The organism is Cellulomonas sp. P1_G12_2, from assembly GCF_056405535.1.
In genome coordinates, this window is the sequence record NZ_JBFUBX010000002.1 from 745,519 (window position 1) to 762,733 (window position 17,215).

Genomic DNA, 17,215 nt, shown 5'->3' on the forward strand with positions numbered 1-17,215 from the left:
CACCACGAGGGCACCGGGCGTCCGGTCGTGCGGGTGGGGCTCAGCGCTCCGAGACCACCAGGACGTCGTCCGTGGTCACGTACGCGTCGTCCTCCTCGAGCAGGTTGTCCTCGACCGGCTCCGCGGCGAATGCGCGGTAGATCAGGCCGGCGAGCGCGGCACCGACCAGCGGGGCCACCCAGAACAGCCAGAGCTGGCCGAGCGCCCAGCTCTCGGAGAAGATCGCCGCCGCCGTCGAGCGGGCCGGGTTGAGCGACGCGTTGGTCACCGGCATCGCGACGAGGATCAGGACGGCCAGCGACAGACCGATCGCGAAGGGCGCCTGGACGTTCGYGGACCGACGGTCCGTCGCGCCCAGGATGACGCCGACGAACACGGCCGTCACGACGATCTCGACGAGCAGACCGATGATCAGCGAGAACTCCACCGTGCCCTGCGAGGCGGTCGCCAGCGGCGAGTGCTCGCCGAAGCCGTTGGCGACGTTGGTGAAGAACGTCTTCGCCGTGTCCTCGGGGTTCTGCGTGATGGCGCTGGGGAGCTTCGACGGGATGGTGATGAACAGGATCGCGGCCGCGAGGATGCCACCGACCAGCTGGGCGAGCCAGTAGGGCAGGACGTCCTTCCACGGCGTGCGGCCGCCGATGGCGGCGCCGAGCGTCACGGCCGGGTTGAAGTGGCCACCGGAGACGTGGCCGACCGCGATGATCGCGGCGAGCACCGCGATGCCGAAGCCGAGCGCCACGGCGAGCCCGTCGACCTGGCTCAGGCCGGAGTAGAGGGCGATGCCGAGACCGACGAGCACGAGCGCGAAGGTGCCGAACGCCTCGGCGCCGAGGCGCGAGACCAGGCCCGGGCCGGTGACGACGACGGTGCCGGCGGGCACCACGTACGCGTCGAGCTCCTCGACGACGACGTCCTCGTCCTTCTCCTCCGGCGCGACCGTCGCCTGCTCGGCGACCTCCTCGGCCGCGGCGGCTGCGGTCGTCTCCTCGGGCGCGGGGGCGCCCTCGGCCGCGGTGGTGTCGGGCTCCGGGGTGGCGGCCTTGTCGGGGTTGTCCTGTGACATGTCGATCCTGTCGTGAGTAACCGTCGGTGGAAGAGCTGGTGCGCGGGGAGACTGCCACGCCCGGCTGTGCGGCCGTGACGACGCGGCGCTCGGCGTCGCTCCCCTGATGGGGGCCAGCATGCCAGGCCCGCGCAGTCCGGTCACGACAAACGCCGCCCGCAGGCGACCCACGCAGATCTCTCGACGTCGAGTAATCTTGTCCGCGGACCCGCGCCGGCAGACGCTCCATCGTGCCGTGCCCCCACCCGTCCCCAGCACAGGAGATTCCCGCATGGCGAAGATCAAGGTTGTCGGCCCGGTCGTCGAGCTCGACGGCGACGAGATGACGCGCATCATCTGGCAGTTCATCAAGGACCGCCTGATCCACCCGTACCTCGACATCGACCTGCGCTACTACGACCTGTCGATCCAGAACCGCGACGCCACCGACGACCAGGTGACCGTGGACGCGGCGAACGCGATCAAGGAGCACGGCGTCGGCGTCAAGTGCGCCACGATCACGCCCGACGAGGCCCGCGTCGAGGAGTTCGGCCTGAAGAAGATGTGGGTGTCGCCCAACGGCACCATCCGCAACATCCTCGGTGGCGTCGTCTTCCGCGAGCCGATCATCATCAGCAACATCCCGCGCCTGGTGCCGGGCTGGAACAAGCCGATCATCATCGGCCGTCACGCCTTCGGGGACCAGTACCGCGCGACCAACTTCAAGGTCCCCGGCGCCGGCTCGCTGACCATGACGTTCACGCCCGCCGACGGGTCGGAGCCGATCCACCAGACGGTCGTCACGTACCCCGAGGGCGGCGGCGTCGCCATGGGCATGTACAACTTCAACGACTCGATCCGCGACTTCGCGCGCGCCTCGTTCGCCTACGGCCTGCAGCGCGGCTACCCGGTGTACCTGTCGACGAAGAACACGATCCTCAAGGCCTACGACGGCTCGTTCAAGGACATCTTCCAGGAGGTGTTCGACGCCGAGTACGCGGCGGACTTCGCCGCCGCCGGGCTCACCTACGAGCACCGCCTCATCGACGACATGGTCGCCGCGGCCATGAAGTGGGAGGGCGGCTACGTCTGGGCGTGCAAGAACTACGACGGCGACGTGCAGTCGGACACGGTCGCGCAGGGCTTCGGCTCGCTCGGGCTGATGACGTCCGTGCTCATGACGCCCGACGGCAAGACCGTCGAGGCGGAGGCCGCGCACGGCACCGTGACGCGCCACTACCGCCAGCACCAGGCCGGCAAGCCGACGTCGACCAACCCGATCGCGTCGATCTACGCCTGGACCGGTGGCCTGAAGCACCGCGGCAAGCTGGACAGCACGCCCGAGGTCACGCAGTTCGCGGAGACGCTCGAGCAGGTCGTCGTCGAGACCGTCGAGTCGGGCGCGATGACCAAGGACCTCGCGTCGCTGGTGGGCCCGGACCAGGCGTGGCAGACCACCGAGGAGTTCCTCGCGACGCTCGACGCCAACCTGGCGGCCAAGCTCGCCTGACCTCGCACAACACGGACGGCGTCCACCTTCGGGTGGGCGCCGTCCGTCGTCTGCGGGGTAGCGTGAGGGCGCCGCCGTCGCCGATCGAAGGAGCCCGTTCCGTGGCCAGCTCGCCCGTCACCGTGACCGTCACCGGAGCCGCCGGCCAGATCGGCTACGCGCTGCTCTTCCGCATCGCGTCCGGCCAGCTGCTCGGCCCCGACACCCCCGTCCGGCTGCGCCTGCTGGAGATCCCCCAGGCGGTCAAGGCCGCCGAGGGCACCGCGATGGAGCTGGACGACTGCGCGTTCACCACGCTGGACAGCGTCGAGATCTACGACGACGCCATGGCCGCGTTCGACGGCGTCAACGTGGCCCTGCTCGTCGGCGCGCGGCCCCGCACGGCCGGGATGGAGCGCGGCGACCTGCTCTCCGCCAACGGGGGCATCTTCAAGCCCCAGGGCGAGGCGATCAACGCCGGCGCCGCCGACGACGTCCGGGTGCTGGTCGTCGGCAACCCGGCCAACACCAACGCGTTCATCGCGGCGTCCCACGCGCCGGACGTCCCGAGGGAGCGGTTCACCGCGATGACGCGCCTCGACCACAACCGTGCGGTCTCGCAGCTGGCGACGAAGACCGGCGCGAAGGTCGCGGACATCGCGCGCCTGACCATCTGGGGCAACCACTCCGCCACGCAGTACCCCGACCTCTCGCACGCGACCGTCGCTGGCCGCCCCGCGCTCGAGGTCGTCGGCGACGACGCCTGGGTGCGCGACACGTTCATCCCGACCGTGGCCAAGCGGGGCGCGGCGATCATCGAGGCGCGCGGCGCCTCGTCGGCGGCGTCCGCGGCGAACGCGGCCATCGACCACGTGCACACCTGGGTGCACGGCACGCCCGCGGGCGACTGGACCTCGGCAGGCATCGTCTCCGACGGCTCGTACGGGGTGCCCGAGGGGCTGATCTCGTCGTTCCCCGTCACGTCCGAGGGCGGAAGCTGGCGGATCGTGCAGGGCCTCGACGTCGACGAGTTCTCCCGCGGCCGGATCGACGCGTCCGTCGCGGAGCTGGTCGAGGAGCGCGACGCGGTGCAGGCGCTGGGTCTTCTCTGACCGTGTGGGCCGAGGAGGTCGCTGTCGCACGCCCGGGCACGGGCTGGGGGGCGTTCCTCGGCTGGGTGCTGCTGGGCTCCGGGATCGGGGTCGGCTTCGGGCTCGGCCGCGTGGTCGGGACCGTCGGCCTGTTCGGGGCGCTCGGCCTGCTGCTCGTCGTCGGTGTGCTCGTCGTGCGCCAGGGTCCCCGACCCGCCCAGCTCGGGATCGTCACCGGGCTCGGAGCCCTGCCCCTGGCGATCGGCTGGCTCAACCGGTTCGGCCCCGGTGAGTTCTGCACCGGTGGCGTGACCGGGGCGTCGGAGTGCATCGCGCAGGCGAACCCGTGGCCGTTCGTCCTGGTCGGGGTGGTCGTCGCCGTCGTCGGCATCGTGCTGTTCGCGCGTGCCCGCCGTGCACCGGGGCGGCTCGTCGCGCCGCCGCGCGCCTGACGTGCGGGTCGCCATCCGGGTCCGGCCCGGCGCGTCCCGCACGAAGGTCGGCGGCACGCACGCCGACCGGCTGGTGGTCGCCGTGAGCGCCCGAGCGGTCGACGGCGCCGCCACGCAGGCCGCGCTCGACGCCCTCGCCAAGGCGCTCGGCGTGCGGCCGCGGCAGGTCCGGCTGGTGTCGGGGGCGACCAGCCGCGACAAGCTGGTGGAGGTCGACGCCGACGAGGCGGAGATCGCCGGGCGGCTTGCCGAGCTCCGGGGCTAGAGGACGGACCGGATCGCCTCGACCAGCGCCCCCGGGTTGTCGTGCTGGACGAAGTGCCCCGTCGCGGGCAGGATCCGCACCTCCACGCCGAGCCGGTCGTGCAGCGCCCACGCCGCCTGGTGCCGCGCGGGCGGGGAGAGCTCGCCGACGGTGACCAGGACGCGCCCCTGCCCGGGGCTCGGAGCGGCGGGCTCGAACCGCCGGAACATCGCGAGGTCGCGGCCGACGGATCCCGGGTCGGTCGGCGCCATCGACCGGTCCCAGGACGGTCCGTAGAGCGCCGCCCCGAACCCGGGCACACCTCCGGCTGCGTACCCGGCGACGACGTGGTCCAGCAGGCCCGGGACCAGGGAGCCGACCGCCGGCTCGTGCAGGACCGCTGCCGCGAGCACCCGGTCGGACGCCGCGAGCGCGAGCCCGAGGGTGGCGCCCCCGCTGACACCGACCACGACGGCGCCCGCGGCGTCGTCGGCCAGGGCGGCGAGCTCGACGGCGAGGTCGCCGCTGCTCGCGCGGTCGGGGGCGACGACGTCGAGCCCGTCGGCGCGCAGGAGGTCGGCCACCGGGTCCCAGACCCGTGCCGTCGTCGCTGCGCCGTGCACGAGGAGCACGCGGGTCCGGGGCATGGCGAGAGCGTAGGTGGACGGTGGAAGGCCGKCGCCCTCCGGACACGCAAGCGTTACGTGTGCCGCGAATGTCCGAAACATCACGCTCCTAGTCTCCCCGCATGGATACACGAGCGGATACCGCTGTGGATACTGCTGCTCGGCCGAGCCGACCATGACCACCGACGCCGTCGCCCGCGCACGCGGCCGGGTCGGCAAGCCGGCCGCGCTCCTCGAGGTGCGCAGCCTGTCCAAGCGCTTCGGTGAGGTGCAGGCCAACTGGGACGTCGACCTCACGGTCCTGCCCGGCACGGTGCACGGGCTGATCGGCGAGAACGGCGCCGGCAAGAGCACGTTGCTCAAGATGATCTACGGCGTCTACACGCCCGACGAGGGACGGATGTTCGTCGACGGCGCCCCCGTGGCACCGGGCAGCCCGGCCGACGCGCGCACCCTCGGCATCGGCATGGTGTTCCAGGACCTGCGACTGGTGCCCGCGCTCACGGTCGCCGAGAACATCGCGCTCGCGCTCCCGGAGGGCCCGAGGCTGCGCCTCACGCAGCTGGCTGCCCGCATCACCGAGGCGTCGGAGGCGTACGGGCTGGCGGTCGACCCGTCCGCGCAGGTCCGCCACCTGTCCATCGGCGAGCGGCAGCGCGCGGAGATCCTCAAGGTCCTCATGACCGGTGCTCGGCTGGTCATCCTCGACGAGCCGACGAGCGTGCTCGCGCCGCAGGAGGTCGAGGCCCTGTTCGGCGTCGTGGCGCAGCTGCGCGACCGAGGCCTGGGCGTCGTCCTCGTGACGCACAAGCTGGGGGAGGTGCGCGCGATCGCCGACCAGGTGACCGTGCTGCGCGGTGGGCAGGTGATCCTCAACGCGGAGGACCCCGGCAACTTCTCCGACGCCGAGCTGGTCGAGGCGATGGTCGGCCGGCGGGTGCCGCCGCTCGCGGTGGAGCGTGCCGCGGTGCCGCCGCGGGACCACCCGGTGCTCACGCTGGCGGGCGCCACGGCGCTGGGCGACCGCGGGCACGTGGCGCTCAAGGGCGTGGACCTCGACGTCTACCCCGGCGAGCTGGTCGGCGTGGCCGGGGTCGCGGGGAGCGGCCAGAAGGAGCTGTGCGAGGTCGCGCTCGGGCTCCGGCCGGTCACGTCGGGGTCGGTCGACGTCGGGGACGGAGCCGCGGTCGCGGTGCCGGAGGACCCGGTCGCGGACTCGGTGGTGCCGGGGCTGACGGTGCTGGAGCACATGGTGCTCGACGGCCGGGCGGTGCCCCGACGCGGGCTCGGCGTCGACTGGCCGGCCGTCGGTGCGCGCACCGCGGTGCTGGACGAGCGCGTCGGTCTGCACATGGCGCCCACCAGGCGCACGCTCTCGTCGCTGTCCGGGGGGAACATCCAGCGGGTCCTGCTCACCCGCGAGCTCGGTCAGGACGCCGCCCTCGTGGTCGCGGCCTACCCGAGCCGCGGCCTCGACGTCGCGAACACCCGCCGGACGCAGGAGCTGCTGCTCGAGCACCGGGCCCGCGGGGCCGGTGTGCTCATGGTCTCGGAGGACCTGGACGAGCTCATCGCCGTCGCCGACCGGATCGCCGTGATGCACGACGGGCACGTGGTCGGGGTCGTCGACACGGCCGACGCCGACCGGATGTCCCTCGGACGACTGATGCTCGGAGGTGTCGCATGAGCCAGGAGGTGGCGAAGGAGGCCCCCGCGTCCGCCGCGGCCGCGCCGGCTGCCGACGCCACCCGTCGCGTGTGGCCCCGCGGAACCGCGCTCCTGCGCTGGGTCGGAGCCCTGATCGCCGGCCTCGTGGTCTTCGGGGCGTTCGTGCTGGCCAACGGCGCGGACCCGTTCGCGGTGTACGCCGACATCTGGACGTCGACCCTGACGCAGCCCGGGCAGTTCCAGCAGATCGTGCTGCGCGCGGCGCCCATCGCGCTCGCGGGCCTCGCGGTCGTCGTGCCGGCGCGCGCGGGGCTGGTGAACGTGGGCGGCGAGGGTCAGCTGATCATCGGGGGCGTCGCCGCGGCGGGTGTCGCGCTCTGGCTCACGCCGGTCGCGTCGCCGTGGCTGATCATGCTGCTGATGATCGTGGCCGCGATGGCTGCGGGCGCGGCCTGGGCCGGCATCGCCGCCGCCATGCGCCTCGTCGTCAAGGTCAATGAGGCAGTCACCACCCTTCTCCTCAACTACGTGGCGCTCTACTCGATGCTCTTCCTCATCCTCGGTCCCTGGAAGGACCCGGCAGCCCTCGGGCAGTCCACGAGCGTGGAGCTCAACGACGCGATGAAGCTCCCGGTGTTCGCCGGGACCGCGATCCACGTCGGGGTGGCGCTCGCGGTGGTCGCCGCGGGGGCCGTGTGGTTCGCGCTGACCCGCACCACGTGGGGCTTCCGGCTCTCGGTGGTCGGCGGCAACGCCGAGGCCGCCCGCCGCGCGGGCCTGCCGGTGGTCACGCTGCTGCTCACCGCGCTGCTCCTCGGCGGTGCGCTGGCCGGGCTCGCCGGGTTCATCCAGTTCGCGGGGATGGAGTACAAGCTCCGGCCGACGTTCGGCCTGACCATCGGCTACGTGGCGTTCCTGGCCAGCTGGCTGTCTCGGCACAAGCCCCTGCCGCTGCTGCTCGCGTCGCTGGTGCTGGCCGCGATCGCGGTCTCCGGCAACAGCCTCCAGATCGGCTCGGGCCTGCCGGCGGCGAGCGTCAACATCCTCATGGGGCTCGTCCTGCTGGCCGTCCTCGGCTGGACCGGCCCGCGGAAGGTGCGCTCGTGATCATCGACATCCTGGCCGGGGCAGTGCGCGGCGGCACGTCCATCATGTACGCGGGCCTCGGGGAGACGATCTCCGAGCGGGGCGGCGTCATCAACCTGGGCACCGAGGGCGCGATGCTGCTGGGTGCCCTCGGCGGGTACGCGGTGACGGCGGAGACGGGGAACCCGTGGCTCGGCGTCCTGGGCGGCGCGCTCGCGGGCGCCCTGCTCAGCCTGGTGCACGCGGTCCTCGTGGTCAGCCGGCGGGCCAACCAGTTCGCCAGCGGGCTCACCCTCTACTTCCTGGCACTCGGCGTCACGTCCCTGTTCGGGGTCTCCTACGTCAGCCGCCAGATCAACGCGTTCACGCCCGTCCCCGTGCCGGGGCTGAGCGAGATCCCCGGGCTCGGCCCGATCCTGTTCGACCACGACCCGCTGGTCTACGTCGCCTACGTCGCGGCGCCGGTCATCTGGTGGGTGCTGTTCCGCACGCGCGTCGGACTGCTGGTGCGCACGGCGGGCGAGCGGTCGGAGGCGCTGGAGGTGAACGGGTACTCCGTCCAGGCCGTGCGGTACTGCGCGACGGTCGCGGGTGGGGCTCTGGCGGGGATCGGCGGCGCGCACATCTCCATCGCCTACGCCAACAGCTGGTTCGAGAACATGATCGCCGGTCGGGGGTTCATCGCCGTGGCCCTGGTGATCTTCGCGATGTGGAACCCGGTCCGCATCATGGCCGGCGCGTACCTGTTCGGCGCTGCGCTGTCGCTGGCCTCCGTCCTGCAGACCTCCGGCATCGCCGTCAACCAGTTCGCGCTGAACGCCGTGCCGTTCGTCCTCACCCTCGTCGTCCTGGCGATCCTGGGCCGCCGCACGATGCTGGCCGCCCCGGACGAGCTGCTCAAGGTGTTCGACAACAGCCGCACCACCTGACCCCCGCCATCCCTGTCCCGTCCTCGGAAGGATCACCATGCGCCTCACCCGAACAGCACGCGTGTGTCTCGTCGCGGCGGTGGTCGCGGTCCTCGCCGCGTGCAGCCCCGCCGTCAGCACCCCGGAGGGCGACGGTTCCGCTCCGGCCGGCGACTCCGCACCCGGGGCGGACGCCACGAAGGTCGGAGTCATCGCCGTCGGGCCGAAGGACGACTTCGGCTACAACCAGGCGGTCTCCCAGGGCGTCGAGGCGCTGCGTGGGGAGTTCCCCGACATCGAGGTCCTCGAGGCGTACAACATCCCCGAGGACGACACGGCCGCCACGACGATGGAGAGCATGGTCGCGCAGGGGGCGACCATCATCTTCGCCACCAGCTACGGCCACCTGGACGCGGCCAAGCAGGTGGCCGACGCCCACCCCGAGGTCGTCGTGGTCCACCAGGGCGGGCTGCTCGACCCGGTGCCCGCGAACATGGGGACCTACTTCGGCAGCGTGTTCGAGCCGGTCTACCTGGCGGGCATCGCCGCGGGGGCCGCGACGCAGACCGGGAAGCTGGGCTACATCTACGCCATCCCGATCCCGCAGACCCTGGCCAACATCAACGCGTTCACGCTCGGTGCGCAGTCGGTGCGGCCGGACGTCGACGTCACCGCGGTGTCGACGACGAGCTGGTGCGACCCGGCCACGCAGGCCGACCGTGTGGCGTCGCTGCTCAGCTCCGGTGTGGACGTGATGACGCAGCACCAGGACTGCACCAAGACGATCATCGAGGCGACCGAGGCCGCCGGCGCCTTCACGGTCGGCTACCACGCGGACGCGTCGTCGCTGGCGCCCACGGGCTGGCTCACCGGGTCCGAGTGGAACTGGGGCCCGCTGTACACGGACATCGTGCAGACGGCGATCGACGGCGGCTTCACCGGCAGCGAGTACAACGGCAACTACCGCGCGAACATGGCCAGCGGCGAGAACCCGTTCGTCGCCTCCGCGTTCGGCCCGAGCGTGTCCGACGAGACCAAGGCCCTCATCGCGGCGGCGGCGGAGGAGCTCGAGGCCGGCGGCAGCCCGTTCACCGGCCCGATCACCGCGCAGGACGGGACCGTGAAGGTCCCGGACGGCCAGACCCCGCCGATCGAGACCATCGAGCAGATGGACTACTTCGTCCAGGGCGTCACCGGCACCGTCTCCTGATCCTCCCCGGGGCCGGTTCGTGCGAGCCGGCCCCGGGCTCCCACCCGAGGAGACACCATGCACGTCACCGGCACCACGCCGTACCCCTGGCCGTTCGACGGCGACCTCGACGGCACCCGCACGGCGCTGCTCGTCGTCCTGCCGGCGGGGGACTGCGAGCTCGCCGCGCCCGTGGGGCCCCTCGCCTCGGCGGTGCAGGCCGCGGGGGGCAGGGTGATCGTCGTCCGCACGACGGCGCCGGCTCCGGACCCGGCGGCGGGCCCTCACCCGCACGGGCTCACGGCGGACCTGGAGATGCAGGCCGGCGGGGTCGACGGCTTCTACGCCAGCGACCTCGACCTGGTCCTGCGCACCGGCCGCACCCGGCGGCTGGTCGTCGTCGGCGTCGGCCTGGAGACCTGCGTGCACTCGACCCTGCGGGACGCGAACGACCGCGGCTACGAGTGCCTGCTCGTCGTCGACGCCTGCGTGCCGATCGACCCGTCCCTGGTGGCCGCGTCGATCTCCAGCATCGAGATGTCCGGCGGGATCTTCGGCGCGGTGGGGTACTCCACCGAGGTCGTCGAAGCACTCGCACCCCAGCCCGCCCTGCGCTGACCCGAGGAGACCACGATGACCGACCAGCTCACGACGACGACGGTGGCGTACGGACCCGTCGTCGCCGACCCCTACGCCTGGCCCTACGACGGCACGTTCTCCGCCGAGACCACGGCCGTGCTCAACATCGACTGGCAGCAGGACTTCTGCGGCCCCGGGGGATACGTCGCCGCGATGGGCTACGACCTGGAGCTGACCCGGGCAGGGCTGGCGCCCACGGCGGCGATGCTCGAGGTGGCACGCGAGCTGGGCTTCCATATCATCCACACCCGGGAGGGACACCGTCCCGACCTGTCCGACCTGCCCGCGAACAAGCTGTGGCGCTCGCGGCGGATCGACGCCGGCATCGGGGACCTGGGGCCGTGCGGCCGGATCCTCACCCGCGGCGAGCCCGGGTGGGAGATCGTCCCCGAGGTGGCGCCCCTGCCCGGCGAGGTGGTCATCGACAAGCCGGGGAAGGGCTCGTTCTACGCGACGGACCTCGACCTGATCCTGCGCAACCGGGGGATCACGCACATCATCCTCACGGGCATCACCACCGACGTCTGCGTGCACACCACCATGCGCGACGCCAACGACCGCGGGTACGAGTGCCTGCTCCTGTCCGACTGCACGGGCGCCACGGACTACGGCAACTACCTGGCCGCGCTGAAGATGGTGACGATGCAGGGCGGCGTGTTCGGCGCGGTCGCGGACTCGGCGGCCCTGCTGGCCGCACTGGCGAACCCGGTGACCGTCTAGTCCGAACCATCCGAAGACTGCGGAATCGCCCGAATCTCTTGCTGCAAGTTGCTGCAAGCGGATACGGTCGGCGACACCTGCCTCGCACATCGACGTGCGGGGAGACGAAGGAGTCGCCATGTCGCCCGCCGACGCCCCCGTCCGCCCCCTGTCTCGAGCCTTCGCCGCGCTGACCGCCCTCGCGGTCGTCGGCGTCGGGCTCGTCGCCGCGGTAGGAAGCCCCGCCGCAGCCGCCGACCGCACGGTCGCCCTCGTCGGCAGCCTGCAGAGCGAGCTCGGTTGCCCGGGGGACTGGCAGCCCGACTGCAACACCACGGACCTTGCCCTCACCGCCACGGAGGGGGTCTACTCCGCGGACTTCACGGTCCCGGCCGGAGCGTACGAGTACAAGGTCGCGATCAACGACACCTGGGACGAGGCGTACGGCAAGAACGGCGGTGCCGACAACATCCCGCTGGTCATCGAGGGTCCGTCGACGCTGCGGTTCACCTACGACGACACCACGCACCGCATCGCGCTGACCCCGCTCGACCTGGGTGCGGGCTACACGCCGGCGGACGACGCCCTCGTCGCGACCCCCGTGCGCGACCCCGGTGCGAACCAGCAGTTCTACTTCGTCATGACGGACCGGTTCGCCGACGGCGACGACGCGAACGACACCGGCGGGCTCACGGGCGACCGGCTGGCCACCGGGTTCGACCCCACCGACAAGGGCTTCTACGAGGGCGGCGACCTGGCCGGCCTGCACAGCAAGCTCGACTACATCGAGGGCCTGGGCACCACGGCCATCTGGCTGACCCCGTCGTTCAAGAACCGTCCGGTCCAGGGCACGGGCGCGGACGCCTCGGCCGGGTACCACGGGTACTGGATCACCGACTTCACGCAGATCGACCCGCACCTGGGCACCAACGCCGAGCTCGAGGCACTGATCGCCGACGCCCACACGCGCGGCATCAAGGTCTACTTCGACATCATCACCAACCACACGGCCGACGTCATCGACTACACCGAGGGCCAGTACGGCTATATCGACCAGGCCACCAGCCCGTACACCGACGCGGCAGGCACGGAGTTCGACCCCGCGACCTACGCAGGCACCGACACCTTCCCGACGATGAACGCCGCGACGAGCTTCCCGTACACGCCGGTGATCAAGCCCGAGGACGAGAACGTCAAGGTTCCCGCCTGGCTGAACGACCCGACGCTCTACCACAACCGCGGGAACTCGACCTACACCGGGGAGTCGACGACGTACGGCGACTTCTCCGGCCTGGACGACCTCATGACCGAGAACCCCACGGTCGTGAACGGCTTCATCGACGTCTACAACGACTGGGTCGACCTGGGCGTCGACGGCTTCCGCATCGACACCGCCAAGCACGTCAACTTCGAGTTCTGGGAGAAGTTCGCGACGGCGGTGCGGGACCACGCGACCTCGGTCGGCAACCCCGACTTCTTCATGTTCGGCGAGGTCTACGACGCCGACCCCGCCAAGCTGTCCCCGTACCTGCGCGACAGCGACATGAACGCGGTCCTCGACTTCACGTTCCAGTCGGCTGCCGCCAACTACGCGAAGGGCTTCTCGGCGGGCGGCCTGAAGGCGCTCTACGCGGGCGACGACATGTACACGACCCCGACGACGAACGCGCAGGCACTGCCCACGTTCCTGGGCAACCACGACATGGGCCGCATCGGGTACTTCGTGAAGAGCGCGGACAACCCGGAGCAGCGCTCCGAGCTGGCGCACTCGCTCATGTACCTGACGCGCGGCCAGCCGGTCGTGTACTACGGCGACGAGCAGGGCTTCGCGGGCGTCGGCACGGGCGGGGACAAGGACGCGCGGCAGTCGCTGTTCGCCACGCAGGTGACCGAGTACGCCAACCAGACCCTGCTCGACGGCACGACCGTCGGCTCGGTGGACCGGTACGGCACCGACACGGCGCTGTACGACCACATCGCCGAGCTGGGCGCCCTGCGGTCCGCCCACCCGGCCCTGCAGGACGGCGCCCAGATCGAGCGGTACGCCTCCGGAGCGGTCTACGCGTTCTCCCGGGTCGACGCCGACGAGAAGATCGAGCACCTCGTCGCGACGAACAACGGCACCGCGCCGACCACGGTGACCATCGACACCCTGACGCCGGGCGCGACGTTCGCGCCGCTGTACGGGACGTCGACGAGCGTGACGGCCGCCGCCGACGGCACGGTCTCGGTGACGATCCCCGCCCTGGGCGCGATCGTGCTCAAGGCCGGGACGACCGTCGCCGCACCGGCCGCGGCGGGACCCATCACGCTCACCGTCCCCACCGCGGGCGCCGGGTTGACGGGACAGGCCGCCGTCGGCGCTGACGTGGCCGACGACGTCTGGAGCCAGACGTCCTTCGCTTACCGGGTCCTCGGCGACGACGCGTGGACCTCCTTGGGCACCTCGGAGACGACGTCGCCGCGGGTGTTCCACACGGTCTCCGGTCTGCCCGACGGCGCCGTGGTCGAGTACCGCGCGGTCACCGTGGACGCCGCCGGGAACAAGTCCGCCGCGTCCACCTACGCGAGCGTCGGCGTCGCCATCGACGGCGTGGTCCCCGACACGGGCCCCGTGAGCCCGACGTCGGTGTCCGTGCCCGGGAGCCACAACAGCGAGATGGGCTGCGCCGGTGACTGGGAGCCCGCCTGCGAGGTGGACCAGCTGACCAAGCGCGCGGACGGCGTCTGGTCCGGCACGTTCGACCTGCCGGTCGGCACCTACGAGTACAAGGTCGCCATCAACGGCTCCTGGGACGAGAACTACGGCGCCGGCGGCGTGGCGGGCGGCGCGAACGTGACGTACAGCGTCACGACGGCCGGACCGGTGACGTTCTACTACGACGAGACGACGCACTACTTCTCGTCCACCGCGCAGGGCCCCATCCTCACGGTGCCGGGTTCGTTCAACAGCGAGGTTGGCTGCGACGAGGACTGGGCGCCGTGGTGCATGACGACCTGGCTGCAGGACCTTGACGGTGACGGGACGTTCACGTATGTCGAGTCGGACCTCCCGGCCGGCTCGTACGAGGCCAAGGTGGCGCACAACCTCAGCTGGGACGAGAGCTACGGCGCCGGCGGTTCGCCGACCGGGGGGAACATCCCGTTCTCGGCGCCGGGCGGCAAGCCCGTCACGTTCTCCTACGTGCTGGCCACGCACCTCCTGACCATCACGGTCACCGACCCGCCGCTGCCCGGCACCGGGCAGGCGCAGGCGCACTGGATCGACCGCGACACGATCGCGTGGCCCGCCGCGTGGGCCACCGACCCCACGGCGAGCACCTTCGCGCTGCACGCCTCGCCCACCGGCGGGTTGAAGGTCCAGGACGGCGTGCTGGTCGGCGACGACGGCAACCCCGTCCCGCTGACCTACGACCCGGCCGGGCTCACGGCGGCGCAGCGCGCGCGGTTCCCGGCGCTGGCCACCGGGTACGTGGCGCTGCACCTGCCCGACGACGCCCCGACGGCCGACCTGCTGCGCGGCGCGCTCCTGGTCACCCAGGCGGCGTCCGACGGCACCTACCAGGCGGCGACCGGGGTGCAGATCCCGGGTGTGCTCGACGACGTCTACGCCGGCGACGCCCAGGAGCGGACCCTCGGCGCCACCTGGAAGAAGGGCGTCCCGTCGCTGGCCGTCTGGGCACCGACGGCGCAGAAGGTCGACCTGCTGGTCTGGCCCGGGACCTCGTCGACCGAGCAGCGCGTGGCCGCCACGCGTCAGGCCGACGGCACGTGGACCGTGGCAGGCAAGAAGTCCTGGGCCGGTGCGCGGTACCTCTGGGAGGTCACGGTCTACGCGCCGACGACCGACAAGGTCGAGGTCAACCGCGTGACCGACCCCTACTCGGTGGCGCTCACCCTCAACTCGACGCACTCGGTGCTGGTGGACCTGGCCGACCAGGACTTCCGCCCGCGCCAGTGGGAGAAGGCGAAGCAGCCGGTGGTGCGGCCCGTGGACCAGACGATCTACGAGCTGCACGTGCGGGACTTCTCGATCAACGACGAGACGGTCCCGGCGGCCAAGCGCGGCACGTACCTCGCGTTCGCCACCGACGGCGCCGGGCGCACGCACCTGCGTGAGCTCGAGAAGGCGGGCCTCACGACGATCCACCTCCTGCCGACGTTCGACATCGCGTCGATCCAGGAGGACAAGGCGCTGCAGAAGACCCCGGACTGCGACCTCGCGTCGTACGCACCGGACTCCGACCAGCAGCAGGCCTGCGTGACTGCTGTGGCCGACGCCGACGGCTTCAACTGGGGCTACGACCCGCTGCACTGGACGACGCCCGAGGGGTCGTACGCGGTGAACGCCGACGGCGGCGCGCGCGTCGCCGAATTCCGCACCATGGTCGGGGCGCTGCACGCCGACGGCCTGCAGGTGGTGCTCGACCAGGTGTTCAACCACACGACGGCCAGCGGTCAGTCGCCGCAGTCCGTGCTCGACCGCGTGGTGCCCGGCTACTACCAGCGGCTCAGCAAGACCGGCACCGTCGAGACGTCCACCTGCTGCCAGAACATCGCGACCGAGCACCAGATGGCGCAGAAGGCCATGGTCGACTCCGTGGTGACCTGGGCCCGTGACTACAAGGTCGACGGGTTCCGGTTCGACCTCATGGGCCACCACTCGGTGGAGAACATGGAGGCCGTCCGGAGCGCGCTCGACGAGCTCACCCCGCGGAAGGACGGTGTCGACGGGAAGAAGGTCTACCTGTACGGAGAGGGCTGGAACTTCGGCGAGGTGGCGAACAACGCCCTGTTCACGCAGGCCACGCAGGGTCAGCTGGGCGGCACGGGCATCGGCACCTTCTCCGACCGCCTGCGCGACGCCGTCCGGGGTGGGGGACCGTTCGACGAGAACCCGCGCATCCAGGGCTTCGGCTCCGGCGGCGGCACCGACCCCAACGGTGACGCGATCAACGGCTCGGAGGCCGACCAGCTGGCCCGGGCCGCGCACGACGCCGACCTGGTCCGTCTCGGGATGGCCGGCAACCTGCGCGACTACGCGTTCCTCACCAGCGCGGGCACGGTCCAGACGGGCGCGGAGCTCGACTACAACGGCCAGCCGGCCGGGTACGCCGACTCCCCGGAGGAGGTCATCACCTACGTCGACGCGCACGACAACGAGACGCTGTGGGACTCGCTCACGTACAAGCTGCCCACGGACACCCCCATGGCGGACCGCGTGCGCATGAACACCGTCTCGCTGGCGACGACGGCCCTGGCCCAGACGCCCTCGTTCTGGCACGCGGGCGCCGACCTGCTGCGGAGCAAGTCGCTCGACCGGAACAGCTACAACTCCGGCGACTGGTTCAACCTGCTCGACCTGTCCGGCCAGGACAACGGCTTCGGCCGCGGTCTGCCCCCGGCGGCCGACAACTCCGCGAAGTGGCCCATCCAGCGGCCGCTGCTGGCCGACCCGGCGCTCAAGCCGTCGCCGGCCGACATCGCGACGGCGTCGAAGGCCGCGGACGACCTGCTGCGGCTCCGGTTCTCCACGCCGCTGTTCCGGCTCGGCTCGGCCGACCTCATCGAGCAGAAGGTCAGCTTCCCGGGCTCCGGCCCGGACGCCGACCCGGGCGTGGTGGTCATGGCCATCGCCGACGAGCCCCGCTGGGACTCGGCGACGCGGCGCTGGGCCACGGACGTGGACCGCGCGCTGGACGGCGTCCTGGTGGTCGTCAACGGGTCCGACGAGGCGACGACGCAGACCGTCGCCGACCTGGCCGGGCACCGGCTGGCGCTGTCGCCGGTGCAGGCCTCGGGCAGCGACCCGGTGGTCAAGGCGACCACGTGGGACAAGGCCACCGGCACGGTGACCGTCCCGCCGCGCACGGTCGCGGTGCTCGTGGAGAAGGCGGGCCACGGCCACGGCTGGTGGCCGTGGGGGCGGTGACCTCCTGAGGTGACGACGGGGCAGGGCCGGCACCGGTCCTGCCCCGTCGTCGTGCGGACCCGCGGGACCGCCCCCTACGGTGAGGTCGTGTGCGGGTGCCGCACGCGCGGCCCGGCAGCCTGCGACCACGCCGGCTCGGCCCTCACG

The 17,215-nt window shown here is 71.9% G+C and carries 13 protein-coding genes; 11 read left to right on the forward strand and 2 right to left on the reverse strand.

Going from position 1 to position 17,215, the window contains the following annotated elements:
• Positions 1 to 40: 40 nt before the first annotated feature.
• On the reverse strand, positions 41 to 1,066 hold the full coding sequence (locus AC1DXT_RS11600) for an MIP family channel protein (protein ID WP_477061464.1): 1,026 nt from the start codon (positions 1,064 to 1,066) through the stop codon (positions 41 to 43).
• Positions 1,067 to 1,337: 271 nt separating this feature from the next.
• On the opposite strand from AC1DXT_RS11600, the gene AC1DXT_RS11605 reads away from it, so the two are divergent.
• The 4 genes from AC1DXT_RS11605 (at position 1,338) to AC1DXT_RS11620 (ending at position 4,342) form a co-directional block, all read left to right on the forward strand.
• Positions 1,338 to 2,555: an NADP-dependent isocitrate dehydrogenase gene (locus tag AC1DXT_RS11605; RefSeq protein ID WP_421734594.1), complete on the forward strand. Its 1,218-nt coding sequence runs from the start codon at positions 1,338 to 1,340 to the stop codon at positions 2,553 to 2,555.
• A 101-nt stretch (positions 2,556 to 2,656) separates the two neighbouring features.
• Positions 2,657 to 3,646: a malate dehydrogenase gene (locus tag AC1DXT_RS11610; protein ID WP_477061465.1), complete on the forward strand. Its 990-nt coding sequence runs from the start codon at positions 2,657 to 2,659 to the stop codon at positions 3,644 to 3,646.
• 2 nt (positions 3,647 to 3,648) lie between these two features.
• The gene (locus AC1DXT_RS11615) at positions 3,649 to 4,077 is read left to right on the forward strand and encodes a hypothetical protein (RefSeq protein WP_477061466.1); all 429 of its coding nucleotides are present in this window, start codon (positions 3,649 to 3,651) and stop codon (positions 4,075 to 4,077) included.
• 1 nt (position 4,078) lies between these two features.
• On the forward strand, positions 4,079 to 4,342 hold the full coding sequence (locus AC1DXT_RS11620) for a DUF167 domain-containing protein (RefSeq protein WP_477061467.1): 264 nt from the start codon (positions 4,079 to 4,081) through the stop codon (positions 4,340 to 4,342).
• Here AC1DXT_RS11620 and AC1DXT_RS11625 read toward each other — a convergent pair.
• The gene (locus AC1DXT_RS11625; protein ID WP_477061468.1) at positions 4,339 to 4,968 is read right to left on the reverse strand and encodes an alpha/beta fold hydrolase; all 630 of its coding nucleotides are present in this window, start codon (positions 4,966 to 4,968) and stop codon (positions 4,339 to 4,341) included. The genes AC1DXT_RS11620 and AC1DXT_RS11625 overlap by 4 nt on opposite strands.
• Positions 4,969 to 5,122: 154 nt before the next feature.
• Between AC1DXT_RS11625 and AC1DXT_RS11630 the strand changes: the two genes are divergently transcribed.
• The 7 genes from AC1DXT_RS11630 (at position 5,123) to pulA (ending at position 17,068) form a co-directional block, all read left to right on the forward strand.
• Positions 5,123 to 6,634 (forward strand): ABC transporter ATP-binding protein, encoded by a 1,512-nt coding sequence (locus AC1DXT_RS11630; RefSeq protein WP_477061469.1) that lies wholly within the window; start codon positions 5,123 to 5,125, stop codon positions 6,632 to 6,634.
• Positions 6,631 to 7,722: an ABC transporter permease gene (locus AC1DXT_RS11635; protein WP_477061470.1), complete on the forward strand. Its 1,092-nt coding sequence runs from the start codon at positions 6,631 to 6,633 to the stop codon at positions 7,720 to 7,722. Before AC1DXT_RS11630 ends, AC1DXT_RS11635 begins: the two co-directional genes overlap by 4 nt.
• A complete protein-coding gene (locus AC1DXT_RS11640) occupies positions 7,719 to 8,630 on the forward strand; it encodes an ABC transporter permease (RefSeq protein ID WP_477061471.1) in 912 nt (303 codons plus the stop codon). Before AC1DXT_RS11635 ends, AC1DXT_RS11640 begins: the two co-directional genes overlap by 4 nt.
• 37 nt (positions 8,631 to 8,667) lie before the next feature.
• Positions 8,668 to 9,819, forward strand: coding sequence for a BMP family ABC transporter substrate-binding protein (locus tag AC1DXT_RS11645; RefSeq protein WP_477061472.1), 1,152 nt, complete (start codon positions 8,668 to 8,670; stop codon positions 9,817 to 9,819).
• Between the two features lie 57 nt (positions 9,820 to 9,876).
• On the forward strand, positions 9,877 to 10,416 hold the full coding sequence (locus AC1DXT_RS11650; protein WP_477061473.1) for a cysteine hydrolase family protein: 540 nt from the start codon (positions 9,877 to 9,879) through the stop codon (positions 10,414 to 10,416).
• A 15-nt stretch (positions 10,417 to 10,431) separates the two neighbouring features.
• Positions 10,432 to 11,157, forward strand: a complete 726-nt coding sequence (gene biuH / locus AC1DXT_RS11655; RefSeq protein ID WP_477061474.1) for a biuret amidohydrolase — start codon at positions 10,432 to 10,434, stop codon at positions 11,155 to 11,157.
• 118 nt (positions 11,158 to 11,275) lie between these two features.
• Entirely contained in the window at positions 11,276 to 17,068 is a 5,793-nt protein-coding gene (gene pulA, locus AC1DXT_RS11660; protein ID WP_477061475.1) for a pullulanase-type alpha-1,6-glucosidase, read from the forward strand.
• Positions 17,069 to 17,215: the final 147 nt, after the last annotated feature.

Excerpts from the sequence above, each read along its gene's own strand:
- AC1DXT_RS11605 (WP_421734594.1), top strand. The coding sequence starts at position 1,338 with ATGGCGAAGATCAAGGTTGTCGGCCCGGTCGTCGAGCTCGACGGCGAC.
- AC1DXT_RS11625 (WP_477061468.1), bottom strand. The coding sequence starts at position 4,968 with ATGCCCCGGACCCGCGTGCTCCTCGTGCACGGCGCAGCGACGACGGCA.
- AC1DXT_RS11630 (WP_477061469.1), top strand. The coding sequence starts at position 5,123 with ATGACCACCGACGCCGTCGCCCGCGCACGCGGCCGGGTCGGCAAGCCG.
- AC1DXT_RS11635 (WP_477061470.1), top strand. The coding sequence starts at position 6,631 with ATGAGCCAGGAGGTGGCGAAGGAGGCCCCCGCGTCCGCCGCGGCCGCG.
- AC1DXT_RS11645 (WP_477061472.1), top strand. The coding sequence starts at position 8,668 with ATGCGCCTCACCCGAACAGCACGCGTGTGTCTCGTCGCGGCGGTGGTC.
- AC1DXT_RS11650 (WP_477061473.1), top strand. The coding sequence starts at position 9,877 with ATGCACGTCACCGGCACCACGCCGTACCCCTGGCCGTTCGACGGCGAC.
- biuH (WP_477061474.1), top strand. The coding sequence starts at position 10,432 with ATGACCGACCAGCTCACGACGACGACGGTGGCGTACGGACCCGTCGTC.
- pulA (WP_477061475.1), top strand. The coding sequence starts at position 11,276 with ATGTCGCCCGCCGACGCCCCCGTCCGCCCCCTGTCTCGAGCCTTCGCC.